The 18,348-nt window shown below is 35.9% G+C and carries 18 protein-coding genes; 9 read left to right on the top strand and 9 right to left on the bottom strand.

Translation table 11 applies throughout. The features are described 5' to 3' along the window. Positions 1–13 precede the first annotated feature (13 nt). From CLU97_RS03110 to CLU97_RS03100, 3 genes are all read right to left on the bottom strand, one after another. Positions 14–973: a sensor histidine kinase gene (locus CLU97_RS03110; RefSeq protein WP_228437494.1), complete on the bottom strand. Its 960-nt coding sequence runs from the start codon at positions 971–973 to the stop codon at positions 14–16. 79 nt (positions 974–1,052) lie between these two features. Next, positions 1,053–1,646, bottom strand: a complete 594-nt coding sequence (locus CLU97_RS03105) for a porin family protein (protein ID WP_121486650.1) — start codon at positions 1,644–1,646, stop codon at positions 1,053–1,055. Positions 1,647–1,796: 150 nt separating this feature from the next. Continuing rightward, complete coding sequence (locus tag CLU97_RS03100) at positions 1,797–2,039, bottom strand: hypothetical protein (protein ID WP_121486649.1); 243 nt, start codon at positions 2,037–2,039, stop codon at positions 1,797–1,799. A gap of 191 nt (positions 2,040–2,230) precedes the next feature. On the opposite strand from CLU97_RS03100, the gene CLU97_RS03095 reads away from it, so the two are divergent. Then, positions 2,231–2,578, top strand: a complete 348-nt coding sequence (locus CLU97_RS03095) for a hypothetical protein (protein ID WP_121486648.1) — start codon at positions 2,231–2,233, stop codon at positions 2,576–2,578. Between the two features lie 38 nt (positions 2,579–2,616). On the opposite strand, the gene CLU97_RS03090 is transcribed toward CLU97_RS03095, so the two are convergent. Together CLU97_RS03090 and pepT are read right to left on the bottom strand one after the other, a co-directional pair. Continuing rightward, entirely contained in the window at positions 2,617–3,183 is a 567-nt protein-coding gene (locus CLU97_RS03090; protein WP_121486647.1) for an energy transducer TonB, read from the bottom strand. Between the two features lie 6 nt (positions 3,184–3,189). Beyond that, a complete protein-coding gene (pepT, locus tag CLU97_RS03085) occupies positions 3,190–4,437 on the bottom strand; it encodes a peptidase T (protein ID WP_121486646.1) in 1,248 nt (415 codons plus the stop codon). A gap of 187 nt (positions 4,438–4,624) precedes the next feature. Between pepT and CLU97_RS03080 the strand changes: the two genes are divergently transcribed. Next, positions 4,625–5,473 carry a hydroxymethylglutaryl-CoA lyase gene (locus CLU97_RS03080; protein WP_121486645.1) on the top strand — a complete coding sequence of 283 codons (849 nt, stop codon included), beginning with the start codon at positions 4,625–4,627 and terminating at the stop codon, positions 5,471–5,473. A 111-nt stretch (positions 5,474–5,584) separates the two neighbouring features. After that, a complete protein-coding gene (locus tag CLU97_RS03075) occupies positions 5,585–6,421 on the top strand; it encodes a sulfurtransferase (protein WP_121486644.1) in 837 nt (278 codons plus the stop codon). Positions 6,422–6,471: 50 nt separating this feature from the next. On the opposite strand, the gene CLU97_RS03070 is transcribed toward CLU97_RS03075, so the two are convergent. From CLU97_RS03070 to CLU97_RS03055, 4 genes are read right to left on the bottom strand one after another with little or no spacing between them, the layout of a single operon-like run. Beyond that, on the bottom strand, positions 6,472–6,798 hold the full coding sequence (locus tag CLU97_RS03070; RefSeq protein ID WP_034691980.1) for an SUF system Fe-S cluster assembly protein: 327 nt from the start codon (positions 6,796–6,798) through the stop codon (positions 6,472–6,474). A gap of 3 nt (positions 6,799–6,801) precedes the next feature. Then, positions 6,802–7,503, bottom strand: a complete 702-nt coding sequence (locus CLU97_RS03065; RefSeq protein WP_121486643.1) for a 3'-5' exonuclease — start codon at positions 7,501–7,503, stop codon at positions 6,802–6,804. 17 nt (positions 7,504–7,520) lie between these two features. Next, the gene (locus CLU97_RS03060) at positions 7,521–7,868 is read right to left on the bottom strand and encodes a tRNA-binding protein (RefSeq protein WP_105700374.1); all 348 of its coding nucleotides are present in this window, start codon (positions 7,866–7,868) and stop codon (positions 7,521–7,523) included. Beyond that, positions 7,865–8,374 carry a hypothetical protein gene (locus tag CLU97_RS03055; RefSeq protein WP_121486642.1) on the bottom strand — a complete coding sequence of 170 codons (510 nt, stop codon included), beginning with the start codon at positions 8,372–8,374 and terminating at the stop codon, positions 7,865–7,867. Before CLU97_RS03055 ends, CLU97_RS03060 begins: the two co-directional genes overlap by 4 nt. Positions 8,375–8,666: 292 nt before the next feature. On the opposite strand from CLU97_RS03055, the gene CLU97_RS03050 reads away from it, so the two are divergent. The 6 genes from CLU97_RS03050 (at position 8,667) to CLU97_RS03025 (ending at position 17,547) form a co-directional block, all read left to right on the top strand. Continuing rightward, complete coding sequence (locus CLU97_RS03050; RefSeq protein ID WP_147436428.1) at positions 8,667–12,323, top strand: hypothetical protein; 3,657 nt, start codon at positions 8,667–8,669, stop codon at positions 12,321–12,323. Between the two features lie 33 nt (positions 12,324–12,356). After that, complete coding sequence (locus CLU97_RS03045; protein ID WP_121486640.1) at positions 12,357–13,853, top strand: hypothetical protein; 1,497 nt, start codon at positions 12,357–12,359, stop codon at positions 13,851–13,853. Positions 13,854–13,866: 13 nt separating this feature from the next. Further along, a complete protein-coding gene (locus CLU97_RS03040; protein WP_105700378.1) occupies positions 13,867–14,346 on the top strand; it encodes a hypothetical protein in 480 nt (159 codons plus the stop codon). A 100-nt stretch (positions 14,347–14,446) separates the two neighbouring features. Next, positions 14,447–16,801, top strand: coding sequence for a hypothetical protein (locus CLU97_RS23945; protein WP_228437492.1), 2,355 nt, complete (start codon positions 14,447–14,449; stop codon positions 16,799–16,801). A 1-nt stretch (position 16,802) separates the two neighbouring features. Continuing rightward, entirely contained in the window at positions 16,803–17,192 is a 390-nt protein-coding gene (locus CLU97_RS03030) for a hypothetical protein (protein ID WP_121486639.1), read from the top strand. 76 nt (positions 17,193–17,268) lie between these two features. Beyond that, positions 17,269–17,547, top strand: a complete 279-nt coding sequence (locus tag CLU97_RS03025) for a hypothetical protein (protein ID WP_121486638.1) — start codon at positions 17,269–17,271, stop codon at positions 17,545–17,547. The last annotated feature ends 801 nt before the right edge of the window (positions 17,548–18,348 follow it).

The following is an 18,348-nucleotide window of genomic DNA, read 5'->3' as shown; positions in this document are numbered from 1 at the left end:
GGATATTGAAGTTTTAGTCGTTTCTGTACATTTTGAAGGCCAATTCCGCCTGTTCCGTCTTTCTTTTTATGAATTGCCATATCAGAATAGGAATTCTCGATATAAAAGAAAGAATATTGTCTTTTTCCTTGCATGAAATAATAATATATCCTTTGTGACCGGGAAGCCGGCACACGTATTTAAAGGCATTTTCAATAAAAGTAACCAAAAGGAGAGGTGCTATGAAAAGTTTTTTATTGGTCATTTCCCAGGTTACCCTTACGTCCAGTTCATTCCCCCATCTTAGTTTTTCAACTTCTACAAGGTTTTGTATATGTTCTATGTCTTTATTGAGGAAAACCAGATTTTCATTACAATGGTAAAGCTGATAGCGTAATATATCTGAAAATTTAAGCAACAAATAATCAGCAAGTTGTGTATCCGTTTTCATCAGAATATGGATGTGGTTCAGAATATTGAATACCACATGAGGGTTGATCTGATCCTGCAGGAGTTTAAGCTGGTTCTCCAGGTGAGCCTGCTGAAGGAGAATATGATCACGCTCTATTCTTCCATGTTCTTTATAAAATTTGATTCCGCATGCTGCTCCATTGATCAGGAATGAGGCGGGCAAAGACATATAAAAACCTTTCCATAAAAAAGGAAGCTGATCTGAAAAACTTTGTGGAAGCTGTTCTTTTGGAGCAACCTCAAGATAAGTAAAAATAACTGCGAAGATCAGACTTAATATGAAAATAACCATCACAACCTGTACTAGAAACCTTTTCATCTTTTTTTCACGCAAAGCTTTCGGAAGAAGCTTATTGGTCAAAAAATGAGTGAAAGTAAAAGAAGAAACTGTAATAATAACAGTTTGAATCATAGCAAGATACTTCTCTGTTGTAATCTGGAAATTACACCAAAGTACAATAGCGAGAACAAGCCAGAAAATAAAAGTAAATATGTATTCTTTTAAAACAAAAGATTTCGTCATGGAAAGGGAAATAGATTAATAAAAAAATTAGAAACTGCAGGGAAAACAGTTTCTAACAGGTAAAGATAATTTAAGTTTTTTAGAACAGGAAATAACCTATTCCAAGGGAAAAACTGTGGGGTTTGGACTTAAATTCTTTACTAATGCTTGTAAGGCCGGTCTCATACCTCAGATCTACCGTGAAGTTTTTATAATCTAATCCTACACCTCCTGTAACTCCGATATTGGATTTATCAAACTTTTTAAACCCTTCCTGAAGAGCCTGAGAAGTCGACAAATTATTGTTGAAAGCATAGCTGTAAACTCCTCCTGCAAATAGTCTTACATTGAAATCATCGGTTTTCATCAGTTTATATCCTACTACCACAGGAATATCAATTGCGTTCCAGGAAAGTTTTGAAGAGCTTCCGTCTTGGGACTCGAATTGTACTTTCTTTTTGTTGAATAAGGCTTCTCCCTGTACATACAGTTTTCCGATATCCATTCTTGTCATTACCCCTGCCTGGTACCCCAAACCATATTTTCCTTCCAGTGAAGATTCCGTTGAGGTTTTTGTAAAGCTGGCCCCTCCCTTTACCCCAATGTGAAAAGCAGGAGTCTGCTGTGCTTTAGTTTCTATGCCGCAAAAAATGCATAATAGTAATGCACTTAGCGCGAAAAATTGCTGCTTCATAATGTAATTGTTGTTTAAAATCTGATGCAAAACAACAACTATGAAGAATGGAATGGAATTTTATTTGATGAACAGCAGAAATGCTTTGACAAAGGTCTGTTTTTGAGTGAAAATAAAACCGGAAGTATTACTGCTCCCGGCTTTCTATTACTAATAAGGTTGTTCTTCACAGATAGAAGGAGGATTACATCCACCTCCGCCAGGGTTTCCACCGCCTCCTACAGCGATGCATTGTCCCGGATTTCCGTCTTCATACATTTCACATGCATATCCCCAGGCACATTGGCAGTCGTCCTGACAATTATAAGAGTTACCTCCCATATGGCAGCCTCCATTTCCGCTTCCTAAAATTTCAGATAAGTCTTTTCTCAAAAGTTTTTTCATTGTTTTCATGATAGTTTGGTTTTAAATGTTATCGGTTAAAATTGTACATCCTTGTAAAGATAATAAAAATAGCTAGTGAATTGTAAATGAATTATATGTGGGGAATTTTTCTGTGCTGAAAAAAATGAATGAATGATGAAAATAATCCTTAAATTTAATTATACAGATACAGATGTATTGAAAATACAGAAAAGAATAATATGGAAAAAAATAAAAACTACAAGAGTACTTTTATAATGATAGTATTGATGATTTTAGGTTATTTAGGATTAAAAGTTTTCCAGAAATATAGCTTTAACAAAGAGTATGAAAGTGCATATAGTGGACTTGTCATACAACAGAAAGCAGATCACGGAGGATTTGATAACCTATACCTTTCAAATGGAAATAGGATTCCTTTAGCTTTCTATGAAGGATGGGCGAAAGATTCTCCATTTGTAGGTGATTCTGTGAGCAAAGATAAAAATTCGACAGAGATTAGAATATTCAGAAAAGATAAAAGCCTTCATTATCAGTATTATAAATCATTAGATATGATTCTTGATTAAAAAAATAAACCCGCTTCCATAAAAGCGGGTTTTTGATATTATTTCTTAAAAACGAATGTTAAAGGGAGAGAAACAGTAGAAGATACAGGTTTTCCCTTATCTTCTGCGGGTTTCCATTTTCCTTTCTCTCGGATTCGGTAAAAAGCTGCTTCAATGAATGCGTTTACATCCTCGTTATTACCTTTTACATTGGGGTCAAGAGCATTTCCTTTAGAATCCACCACAAAAGTCATTGTTACTTTATAAGAGTCCGAATAAAAACCTAAAAAATCAAGATTAACAGCTTCGGATAATTGCTTCTGGAAAGCTGCTTTACCCTTATCATACTCGGCTTCTTTAGTTACTTTTGTTTTTATAGGAGGATCTGCGGCAATCATTTTCTTGCCATCAAGAGAAGCCTTATCCAAAGTCTCTTTGTAAGCAGCAATTTTATCCTCTGTTAAAAGCCATTCTTTTTTCGTTCTTAAATCATTAGGCTTAGGATATTTGTTATACAGAGCCGTTTTCTTTCTTTCATAGCGGGAATCTGCCCTCTGAAATTCAGAAACCTGGGCACTGCCGAAAATAAAAGCGAAAATGAATGCTGATGCTAAGACCTTTTTCATGATTTTTTATGCTTTTACAATATTAATAATTACTTCAGTTGCTTTCTCCATACTTTCTAAAGCTACATACTCGTACGGACCGTGGAAGTTGATTCCTCCAGCAAAAATATTCGGGCATGGAAGTCCCATATAAGAAAGCTGGGCTCCGTCTGTTCCTCCTCTAATAGCTTTGATCTTAGGCTCAATACCCGCTTCGGTCATAGCTTTTGCAGCAAGGTCTACAATGTGCATTTTACCTTCAAATTGCTGCTTCATGTTTCTGTATTGCTCTTTGAGCTCCACCTCAGCAGTTCCTTCACCATGTTTTTGGTTGAATTCAGCTACTTTTTCTTCCATAAACTTCTTTCTGGCTTCAAATTTATCTGCATCATGATCGCGGATAATGTATTGAAGTTTTGCTTCAGAGATATCTGCTGTAATGTCCATTAAGTGATAGAATCCGTCAAAACCTTTTGTTGTGGCAGGTGTTTCGTTAGAAGGAAGCATCTGAGCAAATTCAGCAGCTAAAAGAGCCGCATTGATCATTTTTCCGTAAGCATAACCTGGGTGAACGCTCAATCCGTGGATTTTAACCACAGCTCCGGCAGCATTAAAGTTTTCATATTCCAATTCTCCAACTTCTCCACCATCCATGGTATAAGCCCATTCTGCACCAAATTTAGCAACATCAAATTTATGAGCTCCTCTTCCGATTTCTTCATCCGGAGTAAATCCTATAGCAACTCTTCCATGTTTAATTTCAGGGTGAGCAATAAGATATTCCGCTGCGGTTACAATTTCTGCACATCCCGCTTTATCATCTGCGCCAAGAAGAGTAGTCCCGTCGGTAGTAATTAATGTCTGACCAACATATTTTTTTAAACTTTCAAATCTTGAAGGAGATAAAGTGAATCCTGTAGTCTGGTTCAACAGAAGGTCATTCCCGTCATAATTTTCCCAAACCTGAGGCTTTACATTTTCTCCGCTGAAATCCGGTGAAGTATCATAATGTGAAATAAACCCGATCGTAGGCCTGTCATCGTTTTCAAGGTTAGAAGGAACGTAGCCCATAATATAACCGTTGCTGTCTATTGAAACATCCTCAAGACCAATAGTCTTCAGTTCTTCAGTAATAAAGTTGGCAATATCCCACTGGCGGGGAGTAGAAGGGGTTGTCTCACTTTCTGCATCGCTGGTAGAATATATTTTTACATAGCTAAGAAAACGGTTCAGTAATTTTTCTTTCCACAATGGGTTGAATTCTATTGTACTCATCAGATATCATAAATTTTAACAAAGTTAGCAAATTTGATGCTGAGAATACGTTATTTGCAATTTAATATCAGTTATTGAAATTATAAATGATATATAAATATTTGAAAATCAAAATAGTGTTAGCTTTGTATACACAGTGTAACAAGTAGTTTAGATTTATTATATTTGAGAAAATCAAAAAGTAAAAATGTTTCTTACCGAATGTCCTAGAGATGCTATGCAGGGATGGGGAGAATTTATCCCTACCGAAAAAAAAATAGATTATATCAACTCCTTGATGGATGTTGGCTTTGATGTATTGGATTGCCTGAGTTTTGTTTCTCCAAAAGCAATTCCGCAGATGGCTGATTCTGATGAGGTGGCGGAAAATATTGATAAATCACTTTCCAAGACTAAAGTATCTGCCATTATTGGTAATTACAGAGGTGCTGAAAAAGCATTAAAACATCAGTCGGTAGATATTCTGGGATTCCCGTTTTCTATTTCCGAAACCTTTCAGCACAGAAATACGAATAAAAGTCAGGAAGAAGCTTTCGATGAAATCATTAAAATGCTTGAACTGGTAAAAAGCGAAGGAAAACAGCTTAATATCTACTTCTCGATGGCTTTTGGAAATCCATATGGCGAAATGTGGAAATGGGAAGATGTTGACCAATGGGCACAAAGATTTTCTGACATCGGAGTGAAAGACATTCTATTATCTGATACAACCGGTGTTGCAACTCCCGAAACGATTGCTCTTTTATTTGAAAAAATACCTTCTAAATATCCAGGGATCAACTTCGGAGGGCATTTTCATAACCGTTATGAAGATTCTTACTCAAAATTAAAAGCGGCTTACGATAAAGGCTGCAGAAGATTTGACAGTGCTATCAAAGGAATCGGAGGATGTCCTATGGCTAAGGATGATCTTGTGGGAAATATGCCTACAGAACAGGTCATCAACTTTATGAGTGTGGAAAAAGCAGAACATAAACTGAACCTTCTGAATTTCGAAAGTTCTTATAACAAAGCGAAGGATATTTTTCATTTTTAAATAGGAGTGAAGAATAAAATAATCAATAGGAGCGGGCTTTAGCCCGCTTTACTATATTGAAATATATAGGCTTTAGCCAAAACATACTTAAATTAACCAAAATCAACAAAAATGTCTCCAATTATCTCATCATCCGAACTCAAAAATATTCCAACAGAAAATCTTATTCTTCTTGATGCAAGAACAGGAAAGGACGTAAAGCAAAATTATCTTGAAAAACACATAAAGGGAGCAAGATTCATTGACTTGGATAAAGATTTGGCTGAAATAGGAGAAAATGCAGCTTTTGGAGGCAGGCATCCGCTTCCTTCCGTAGAAAAGTTTGCAGAAATACTTTCGAATCTTGGGATTTCAGAGGGAGCTCATGTTGTTGTCTATGATGACAAAAATGCTTCAAATGCAGCTGCCAGAGCTTGGTGGATGTTAAGATCTTTGGGGTTGGATAAAGTTCAGGTTCTTGATGGCGGAATGCAGGCAGCAGAAAGAGCTGGGCTAGAATTTTCTTCAGGAGAAGAAAGGTTTGATACAGCTTCTTTAATCAAAAAAGATCAATGGCTTCTTCCTGTTTCAAGTCTGGAAGTTGTTGAAAATGAGCTGAAAAACGATTCTTCTACGGTTGTTGATGTGAGAGATGCTTATCGCTATAAAGGTGAATCTGAGCCTATTGATCTCGTAGCAGGACATATTCCGGGAGCAATTAATATTCCTTTTTCTGAAAATCTTGATGAAAACGGAAACTTTCTGAAGCCGGAAGTTTTAAAAGAAAAATATAAGCAGTTATTAGAAGACAAACCTGAGCATCTGATCATTCATTGTGGATCGGGCGTTACTGCCTGCCATACAATTTTAGCTTTAGATTATGCCGGATTTCCAATGCCTGATCTTTATGTAGGTTCATGGAGTGAATGGAGCAGGAGAGAAGGAAAGGAAATCGCAAAAGATATTTAAAATAAAAGCCCCGAAAAATTTCGGGGTTTTATATTATTTAAGGGTAATATTTAAAGCATCCCCAGTTCAAACTTCGCCTCCTCGCTCATCATATCCTTATTCCAGCTTGGTTCGAAAGTAAGCTCTAAATCTACACTTTTTACGTTCTCTACTTCAGCCACTTTATCTTTTACTTCCTGAGGAAGGGTTTCTGCAACGGGACAGTTGGGAGTAGTAAGTGTCATTATAATTTTTACGTCAGCATCATCGGAGATCTGGACATCGTAAATCAGCCCTAGTTCGTAGATATCTACCGGAATTTCAGGGTCATATACGGTTTTTAACACACCAATGATTTCCTCACCAATGTCAGCAATTTGATCGTCTGTAAATTTCATTTTTTAATCTAGATTGATATTCCTTTTCAACAAATCTTCCTGACGCATGCGCCGGAAAATATTTGCCAAAGTTAAGACATCTTTTTCACAATAGTCAACAATTCTCTGCAAGTCTTTCTCTATGTAGTAAATTGATGAAACCATTGAGCCATCTATATCATCTTTCGGAGTAGGAATTCCAAAGACATGCGCCAGCAATTCGAGAGATACAAAACTCTTATAATCCCCAAATTTCCAAAGCTCCATCGTATCTATATGAGGAATTTCCCATGGTTTTTTCCCAAACATCTGAAAAGGTGCCGGGGGTTGCATTCCATTGATTAAATACCGCCTTGCAATCCAAGGAAAATCAAATTCCTTTCCGTTGTGGGCGCAGAGAATCACATTGTAAAGCCTTGGGCTGTTGAAGATTTCTCCAAATTCCTGAAGCATTTTCTTTTCATCATGCCCGGAAAAGCTTTTTATTTTTAACGTTTCATTCTTTTCAACCATTCCTATGGTGATGCAGATGATTTTTCCAAACTCGGCCATAATACCGGCTCTGTCATAAAATTCTTCTGCAGAGACCTCTTCTTTACGCTGAAATTTTGTTTTTTTATCCCACAGATGCTGATCGGTTTCGGATAAATCGTCCCATGATCCGGCCTGCGGAACGGTCTCAATATCAAGGAATAAAATTTTTTCTAAAGGTATGTTCTGTATCATATGTGTTTTGTTGGTGTCTATCCTACCTGCATTCCGTTTTTTGTTGGTAATGACGGGGCTAAAAGCGTAACATCTTTTTTGTCCTCACCATATAATCCCAGCACAAGACATTCACTGAAGAAATTGGCGATCTGTTTTTTAGGGAAATTCACAACTGCTAAAATCTGTTTTCCTACCAGTTCTTCTTTTTCATAAAGAGAGGTAATTTGTGCGGATGATTTTCTGATTCCCAGGTCTCCAAAATCTATTTCCAGCTGGTAAGATGGGTTTTTAGCTTTTTCAAAATCATTCACAGAGATGATGGTTCCGCATCTGATGTCTATTTTTTCAAAATCTGCCCAAGTGATGTCTGGTTTTACTGTCATGGTAATTCGTTAATTAAATGTTCTACTTCTGTTTTCTGTTCTGCATATTTTTGTTGGAGCGCTGAACCTTCACCCATTCTTTTATAATATTCCAATGCTTTACCGCCAAAGAATTTTTTATGAAAATCCGAAACCTCAGGAATCTGTGGAAAGACTTTATGAAAAAGCATTTCATAGTACGCCTGAAATTCTCTTTCATTTTTGTCTTCAATTACCTGCCCCGGAGCTTTCTGTCTTACATGAAGCATTTCGTGGGCAACCATATTAAGAACAAGGTTCAGGTCAAAATCAAATAAATTTCTTGGGATCATGACCGTTTGTGGCCCGCCCAAATCGCCTTCTGCCGTAAGAAGCATTGAGGTAGGGGACAGTTCCTGCCTAAATCCGAACCCTGCAAAGTTTTCATGCTCAAGATCAAAAGAATGGATCAGATATTTTGCTGCATCCAGAATCTGATCATGTTCTTTATAAGCTTCAAGGTGTAAATTGATCTGCTCGAAATTCATCTGAGATATGTTTTATAGCAAATGTATTAAAATATTGAGAATACTAAGGTTTTTGTACCAAAGGATTAACATAAAATAATCTTTTTTTATACGTCAAGTTTTGTCGCTTCCGTGATGGATATTTGCTTCAGAAAAACACAACATATGAAGCTAGACTTAAAAATCTCAGGTGGACATCCTTTGCCGGAAACCACCTAAAAAAATAAGGCTAAAACCTGAAGACATTCTACTAAAAAGAGCTTCAGATCTCACCTATTTTAAAAACAAACACAAATTTACACAAATGAACAATATGGAAAATAGTCCTACAGGCGCTCCTGTAGAAAATACACCATCACAGACGCTTTTCAGATTTGTAAGCCTTAGAAGCCCTGAATTGTCTGATGATACCAAACAAGATAAAAGATTCATCGTTATTCCTCAGGATCTGAAAAATGACACTACTTTTTACGTCCCGGTTGTTAATGGAACTGAAACGAAGCAAAAGCTACTGCAGACGTGCGCTGCCAGTTTTGTAAATAATCCTAAGCGAATTTCCCCGGATTCAAACAGCCAAAATAGTTTAGAAGGGTTTAAAAGAACCTATAAAGCTTATTATACATTCGGAACATGGCTGGCAAAAAATAAAAATACATGTACATATGAAGAGGTTGTTGCTGAAAGAGATGCCTTATTTCCTTCACAAACACCTCCTGTAGGACCTCGCCTGATTGATTTATGGAATAATTTAATTTATCAGGTTGTTAGTCAAAAGGATTTTTACGTGAAGGAAGTGATGATGCAGCAGTTATTGGCTCAGCATATCCTTACTGTTTCAAACGAAGGAGAAATGATGACGGCTCTGCAGGCAAGAGTTATTTTACCTAAAGAGCTAATGATGGAAGATGAGTCTCTTTCTTCATCACAAGCAGTATCAAGAATTACTGCTGAGGGACCTAAGGAAACTTTTCCTACACAGGAAATGAAAAAGCAGCAGCTTATTTCTGCAGCAAAAATTAAACTTGACAAATACGAAGCTTTAAAGAAAAACCTTTCTAACATTGAAAGACAATATAAAACAGAGTATCAGAGAGATTACAAAATAAGAGAAGAATCTTACCAGAATGAGATCGCTCCTATTATTGAAGAATATAACAGAAAAGTGGCAGAGAACAGAGATAGATACTGCCAGGTAAGAACCCCGGACGTAAAATATGATCCTACAGATCCGTGCCAGCAGATTCCAGGTATTCCTGACCCGGTATTACCCAAATTCAACTTTCAGTTCAGAGATGAAATAGAAGCTGGTTCTTTGTTAAGAGCCATAAAACCTGAGAATTTAGACACGCTATTTGATGTTTTAGGGTATGATTTTCAGAAAGATGCAGGAAAAGAACGTTCAGCTTCATCAAATTCTGCGGATCTAAATATTCTGTTAGAGAGCATAAATACCTTTTCAGAGATTGATATCTTAGTAAAAGAAGTGATTGAAAAATCTAACAATATTATTGTGGAAAATACCAATACTGATAATGAAAGATATACCAGTATAGGAGGGGTTCTTATTCCAATGGCAAGAACAGTGGCAGTTCCTTTTACCTACCAGATTTGTCCGAAATATGTTTATAAAGGATTCACTTTTGACATTGCTCTTACGGTTCCGGATTCATCTTGGGAGGTGAATCATATTTCCTATGAGCTGACTCCTGGAAACGGTTCTGCAAGTATTAGCAGCGATTATTTTACAAAATCCAGATCTGGAAATACCATTTTCTTAAATGATCTCTGTATGCCTGGGCTAGATTTTAATACCATACAGGATGCTTCTTTAATTGCTAAAATTATGTTCACAAATGGAAAGCTGGCCAATATTTTTATCAATAAATTACAAGCCAGAGCCTGTTTATCTGATCAGTTTTTACTTGAAGTGGACGAAACAGAGCCTGTGGAAACTGATGATGAAGAAAATAACTTCATTCCATCAGGTTTTGGATTTAAACAAATCGGTATTGCAGATTATCTGAAAGTAGAGCAGACTACTCATGCCTATGTTGAAGGAGAAGTCGCCCATATTGAAAATATCATGGCCAGAGAGTACCGTGAGAAATCAACCAGAAGACTGAGGAGAAGCGAAAATACTACAACTACATCCTCAGATACTGAAAGAGAAAAACTTACGGATACAACTACTGCAACCAGGTTTGAAATGCAGAGTGAAATTGCCAAAATGATGCAGGAATCCAAAGATATTAATGTACAGTCACATTTCGATGCCAACTGGAAAATGACAGGAGGAGGATCTATCAGTACAGGAATTGCAGGAGGATATGCCGCGCATTCATCCAAAGAAGAAAGTACAAGACAGGCACTTACCCAAGCTCAGGATGTTACCGCAAGAGCGTTAGACAGAGTGGTCACAAAAGTTCATGAGGAAAGGATTGAAAAGATCATTGAAGAGTTTGAAGAAAACAATAAGCATGGTTTTGACAACACAAAAGGAGATAAACATGTAGTGGGCGTTTACCGATGGGTAGACAAACTGATGAAGAATCAGATCTACGATTATGGAAAACGGATGATGTTTGAATTTATGATTCCTCAGCCTGCCAAACTGCATACACTGGGAATGACATTGGATAGCTCTGCAACAAAAACAGATCTGGTAAAACCAGAAGACCCAAGAAATGCAAAGAATTTACCCCTGGCAAATTATTCTGCTTTGGATAATGAAGCTGTATTAAAATACTGGACAAGTACGTATAATATTGAAATCGAGGAAAAACCTCTGTCGTCCTTTTCAATTGGAAAGTCTTTAAGCGGCCAATGTTCTGGAAACATTTCCGAAATTGAATATTATAATATGAAGGATGAAATTCAAATTCCTGACGGATATGTTGCCACTTATGGAGTAGTCAATTATGCTGGGGCAAACGATGGTGATAGTGCAAGTATAAGTATTTTATTAGGAGACCTGAGTTACTTTTTCACTGGAAGATGGGGGCAGCTGTCATCAGGTACTAAATATGAATTTAAAAAAAGCTATTCAAAAACACTTCCTATTTCCGCAACTGCTTATAATGAATTTTCCGGAACAGTAAACTATATAGTTGATGTTGAACTTACTCCTGAGGCAAAAAATGCATGGCTTCAAAAAACATTCAATGCTATTATTGAGGGTTATGAAAAGGCATTAGCTATTTACGAACAGAAAATAGCAGACGAAAAAGCTACCGGTATCCAGATTAAAGGATCCAATCCAGGATTTTACCGTCAGATTGAGAATACAGTACTTCGTAAAAACTGTATCTCTTATATGATCAACAGAACTGCTAACTCTACCCATGGTTATGGAATGGCAGGGTTAACTAAAGGAAGCACTTTTACGGATTATGAAACAGACCTTTCATCAAATCTCGATAAATACACAGCCTTCATTAAGTTTATGGAGCAAGCCTTTGAATGGGAAAATCTATCCTATTATCTATATCCTTATTATTGGGCCAATAAAACAGAGTGGTCTAACCTCTATCAGGCTGAAGATGTAGATCCGCTATTCAGAGCATTCTTACAAAGTGGTATGGCCAGGGTAGTTGTTACAGTACGTCCTGGTTTTGAGGACGCTGTACAATTTTACCTTGCGACCGGAAAGATCTGGAAAGGGGGAGAAGTTCCTGTTATTGGCGATGATCTTTATTTGTCTATTGTAGATGAAATGAAACAACCGAAAGGTAAGAAACATGGTAAAGCCTGGATTACAAGACTTCCTACTTCTCTTAATATTCTTCAGGCAGAAAGTATTGGTTTGAAAGTCGCTCATGCACTGCCATTTACAATAGAAAATCCTGATGATTTTGAAGTTCCTTCCGAAGTTATTACAGAAGACAGATTCAATTTCGCCCAGAATACCAATCTTTTAGGAAGCTCATCGGACGATCCATCTGAAAATGTTATTTCAGGAGACTGGGTATAAATTATAATTATTAATCAAAAAAACATAAATGATATGCCTATTATAGGAAAAATTATTAGGGTAAATACCTTACCCACAATAGATAAAAGAGAATCAAATGTTATTTATCAGGTGGCTGCACCGGGTTCTCCCACTTATACGGACTACGCTGTTGATGAAAACGGGGATCTAAAAACACATGCCGTTGTTGACGGAACGATTCCATTAGAATTAGCGGATAGCAACATCAGTATTTCAGACACAGATCTTTTGTCAGAAGGAATATTAAGCCAGGCTCAATATAATGTCAGCACAAGAGAAAAGCTTGATCAGAAGTTAGAAATTCCTCTTACGGAAGGAAACGCTCAGGATTATCCGAAAATTATAGGCGTAAACAATAATGGAGAGGTGGCCAAACTTCCGGCAGGAGATTTGGGTAAAAATATAGCAAACTCATCTTTAACTACGGTTGCCGGCTCAGGATTGACTCTTGGTGCTAACTGGACCCTCAACACTTCCGGATTTTATTATTCGGTAACCGGGCTGAGTGATAAATCTGCAGATACAACTTTTAACAGAATGATGGTTCAGAACCCGTCCGGGCAGCTTTCGTGGAGTAACGGAAAAAATATGATTTCCAACTATCCACTCCTTCTGACTGATGCTGAAAAAACAACATGGAGAAACCGTATGAAACTTTCTACCGAAAATTATTCTACCGGAACACCCAGAATAGACGTGTTGCTGCTTCCGTTTATTGACAATTCAAAAAACTTTATTCAGTACACCACATTAGTGGGATTAAATCTCTTTGTGGATAATGTTTCTTCCAACGCTTACATCAAAGTGAAAAGGGTAAAAGATATCAACGGTGTCAACCTGGCAGTCCCTGAAGAATATAGTGTAGATAATTTTACTGTGATGCAGAACTTTCCCAATAATTTGAATTTTGGGATCAACTGGAGTACAAAACCACAGGGATATTATAAGGTATTCGTTACCCATAATGGGTTAACAAATTCCAGCTCACCAGAGCTCATTGTAAAAGCAGGACTTACTTACAGCAAGTTTACGGGAATTGCTAATTGGACTTCAGTAACGGGCAACTCAACAATCACGGATACTTCTATCTCGATTGGGCAGGGCTCTACCGCACAAACGGATAATTTAATTTCCATCTCGGATATTAATGCCGGGTTTATGGTTTCTTTTACCGTTAATAATAGCCAAAGTAACTATGGAGCTAATTTCGTGGGATCTTTCTATGGAGGAATCCGTGGAGATGACGGAGTATTTTATGGTTTTTCAAATTACGGAGGAGATGGAAGCTGGATTATTTATCAGGGCAATCTTTTACCAAACCGAAATGAAACCTTTCACATCGCTTATTATAACGGAGTTGTATATGTGATTGCGGAAAGTAATGGTGTGACTTATCAGCAATTTAATTCCACCTTTAATCTACAGCCAAGAAGATTTTATCTCTCAAGAGGAAGTGGCGGCCAAGGGTCACTAACAATGAATATACTTGGAAAAATATTATTCTCTTAAAAAATAAAAAATTATGAACGAACATTTAATTATACCGGAAAATATTAAGGAAATCCTTAACAGTATTGAAAACACACCATTAAGCCTTGCAGAGCTTCCCTTAGAAGCACATCCAAGACTTCCCCAATTCGAAAGACATATCCGCGTGCTGGATATTGATGCTAAATCTAAACAGCAGTTTATCAGCTTCAGATATGAGCAGATTCTGAAAGATAGGGAAACAGGAGAAGTGGTTAACATTCCGCTTCCAACTCCGGAATGGATCATCTATAAAGAGACCTGGAGCTCCCTTCGTGACGGAGACAACCATCTTATAAAACTCCCTGTTGTAGAACCCGAAGGTGATATGACTACTGATCTGGTGAAAGTACCGAGCTATCAGTATATGCTTTGGCTGTTGAAAAACAATAAAGCAGGTTTTACAGAACTTCTGGCTTCCTATCTGGATGAATTTGTGGAAAAACACAAAGAGAACCTGGATGCACTTTCTTAGGAAATATTAATCACTGGCAGAGCGTAATGCTCTGCCTTTATTCAAAAAAGAAAAATTATGGAAACACTTGAGAAATGTTAACAACTAAAAAACGAAGAAAATGGAAAAACTACAGTCTCCACAAAAGCTATTAGAAGATTGGAGAACGGATGATTTTATCAACAAACAGTTTCTGTGCTCTGAACTTCGAAGAAGAAATACTCTTTTCAATAATTATATTTTAGAATACGATGTTAATAATTATGATTGGCACGCAGAACAAACGTCAATTAAAGACAATAAAGAAAACATCATAAAATTAAAAACTTATCTCAATAAAAATACAGAACTTGTAGATTTAGTCCAAAGACAAAATGAAATAGAGTTTGATATAGATTTAAATGTAAGAAAACTATATTTCCGGTTAAAATATTTTTTTCACAGAAATGCAGACACTGAAGAGCTGCGTAGAAACAAAGCAATTATGCTGGAAACTTTTTCTTATGAAGAATTTAAAAATTTAATACAATACGTTGGTTACGGTGATTTTGAAAAAGAAACTTCATATAATTATCTCGGATATTTTTCTAAAATTTACGAATTCTATTTTAAGCAAGCGAGTACTCCGGAACAGTTAATATTTCTTTATACCAATACTCCGGATTTTGTTTTTGAAAGAATCGTATTGGATAACGAAAAGGTGATGCAGCATCTTATCACTCTTACAGAATATGATGATACTGGATTTTTTAGTGGTTGGAAAGACGGAAGTTCTGCCTTGGTAAATATCTTCAAAACTTCTTCTCCCGGTTACATCATGAATCGGTTCAAAAAAGAACCTGAGCTTTGCAACAGGATTTATTATAATCTCGATGATATAAGTTATGTAGATGGAAAACCACAATCTAACCGAATCATTTTTGCCGGAATTATGCGGTCTTTCGCACAACATCACACGATAAAAGAAGATGCACCAATTTTTAAAATTAAAAAAGGCTATAGAGTAAACACAAAAGTTAACGAACTTTCGGGAACGATTTTAGGATTATTTGGTCAGTCTGATGAGAAAACATTTTTTCTGCAACAACAGCAGGAACAATACATTGAAGAAGAAAATTACGAAACAGATGATCTTGGAGTAAATACAATTGCTAAAAGCAGCACGCAAGAAACAATATACAAAGACTTGGACGAAGGAAGGCAATTTTTGCCATTAGAAATGGTGTATCTTGAAGAAGAGTTTGATGGGGTTACTACGATTACGAAAGTTCCGGCAATTTATGTGAAAGCTTTAGCAGATGCAGAAAAATGGGCAATAATAAATGACAGATTACGTATTGCAGCAGATATTGCCGCTATTATTCTGGGAGTAGGAACTCTTTCTACTACAGGAAACCCATACCTGTTATTAGCTGCCGCTGCAGATCTTAGTTTGGCATTACCGGATCTTACCATACAGGCATTTCGGGAAGAGATAAGAAAACTTCCCGGTGGAGAGCAGTTTCTGAGAGACTGGGATCTTATCTATGGAGTTGGCGGAGCTATAGTAGCTGCACCACATCTTATTGCCTCTGTTTACAGGGGGATTTTTGTATTGCTGCCCAAAGCTGCAAAAAATGTACAGCAGGGTTTGAAAGCTTCCGCTATTTCCTTATTTTTGGATTTAAATGCAGGACGATTTGAACGAAGTTCTTTACGCCTGTTTCAACAGACAGAGTGGGTGATCCCAAGCGCAGGGTTCTTTTCAAAAACATCGGAATGTGATGTATTGATACAAAACGGGGCATTCTTTATGGAGCTTGATGCCGCTGCTATTATGGAGAGTATCGGAAAAAAAGGAGGTGTTAATCCTGATGTCATAGGCTCAATAAGCAGTAAAAGAAGATTTGCTTTGGTGTATAAAGGTGAGATTATCGCTCAGGGAAGCCGTTACGATAAAGCGTATCAGAAAGTTTTGCAGGATATAAGAAAAGTAAGCTATAGCTCAGAGAAAGTTGGTGAAATTTTGGAGGAATTAGTTATTTTGAAAAATCGTACAAAACCAAGTAAACCTAAAAATGCTTTTGCAAAACCTACAGGAATAATTACCAGAATGCCTAAAATATCAGATGATGCAACTAGAATATCATTGGAGCTAGAAAACGAAGCAGCAGAATTTTTAGCAAAAAATGGATTTGATGTAGAGCAGAATCCTAAAGTATCTGAAACATTGAAAAATCCTGATTATAAAATTGAAGGTAAAATTTTTGATTGTTATTCTCCTTATAAAAATACAAATGTGAGGAATATTTGGTCTTCCATAGAGAAAAAAATTAAAGAAGAGCAAACCAAAAGAATTATATTAAATCTTAAAATTTGGGAAGGAGATATAAATAAACTTCAAAATCAGTTTTCAAATTGGACTATTGAAGGTTTGGAAGAGATAATCTATATAACAAAAGACGGTAAAATTAATCATTTAAAAATAACAAAATAAAATGGGACTAACATATAATATACAATTTAAAAGAAAATTAGAACAAAAGCAGGAATTAACAGATCTTATTAAAGTACATGATAATTCACTTTTCTTAATATCTAAACTCTATGATTCTACTTTCGGTTGTGTGAACGGAGATTTTGATGGTGAGTTGATTGATTTGGAATTTGCAGGGGCTTCTTATGTTTCATTTGATGTTATAAAAAAACATGCAGGTTCAATATTATTAAGAAAATCTGTATTACAAATGGTTCATAAAATCACTAATGAAATTTATCATAACGAAGACTATTATTTAATTTTTAATGGTGATTATATCTTTGAAAAAAGAGAAAATGGTATTGTAAAAAGGAATAGCAACAGTGATTTTTATGAAGGACTAGATTAAATTGAAAAAATAATTATAACGGCAGCCATGAGTTGCCGTATTTTGTTTAAATACTATACATACAAAATATAAAATAATGGAACAAATTATACAAAAACTACATCATGGAATAAAACAAAGTGGTTGGGCTTCTTATAAACCTTTAAAAGATGAATTATTAACTTATAATTCTAAAGACTTAATTGTTAAATTGCTTGATACAAAGAATTTTAGATACACAAATGTAAGAAGTCTTTTTACGATTATTCCCGAATTATGGAAAGATTTTAATCTGGATGATTGGATGTATATTATTCGAAAAGTTGACCGTCCTACAAACTACCGATTATATATTGATGACGGACCCTATTTTTAAGACATTCGTTTTTTATATAACTGGATAGGTATAGATAGTATTAGTTTGTATAAAAATGATCCGGGAGTTTCTTCTAAGAATAAACAAAACTTGGATAAAGTATTTCCAATGTTTCTACATGATACATTAAGAAATGGAGATTATAAGGAAGAATTTTCAGATGGAACTTTTGGAGACATAAAATATTTCCGAGATATGAAAACACGATTAATAAATCAAGGGGCAAAGCCAAGTCCAATGCCAAATTTATAACGACTTTATATAATTTTAATTTATATAGTAGAAATATTTAAATGCTAACCATTCAAAATCTGAACGGTTAGTTTATTTTAATTGCAATTAAATTAGATATCTCAAAACTGAATCATTTGCCCATTTATGGTAATGAAAGAATGCTTATGGGGGATTTTAATATTCCGAAAGTATTACTGATAAATACTCTGGGTTAGGAGATTTAGTTCTTTCCGATGCAATTGCCTTTTATCAGACGAATAAAAAATTTGGTCAGCTAGATGGAGTTATAGGATGGTGGAAAAAAGGAACAATGTATGAAGATTATGAAGGGCAGTCTATTAACCTAACTAATTTTGGGAGGCAAGACTTGCTGGAAAAAGTATAGAAGAAGCTGCGCTATCAACATTCACAGGTTCTAGAATGAAAGCAAAAGGCTTTGTAAAAGTGCGGTACGAAATTGATAACATTGAAGAAGATCAAGTAATTATTAATTTTTTTAAAAAATAAAATGAAAATTATATTTAGTAATGCAATAAAACATAATCAAGATTATTTTGAATAAATCTG

Source organism: Chryseobacterium sp. 7 (genome assembly GCF_003663845.1).
In the GTDB taxonomy this organism is placed as follows: Bacteria; Bacteroidota; Bacteroidia; order Flavobacteriales; family Weeksellaceae; genus Chryseobacterium.
The sequence above is the reverse complement of the archived record's forward strand: the minus strand, read 5'-3'. Positions and strand labels throughout refer to the sequence as shown.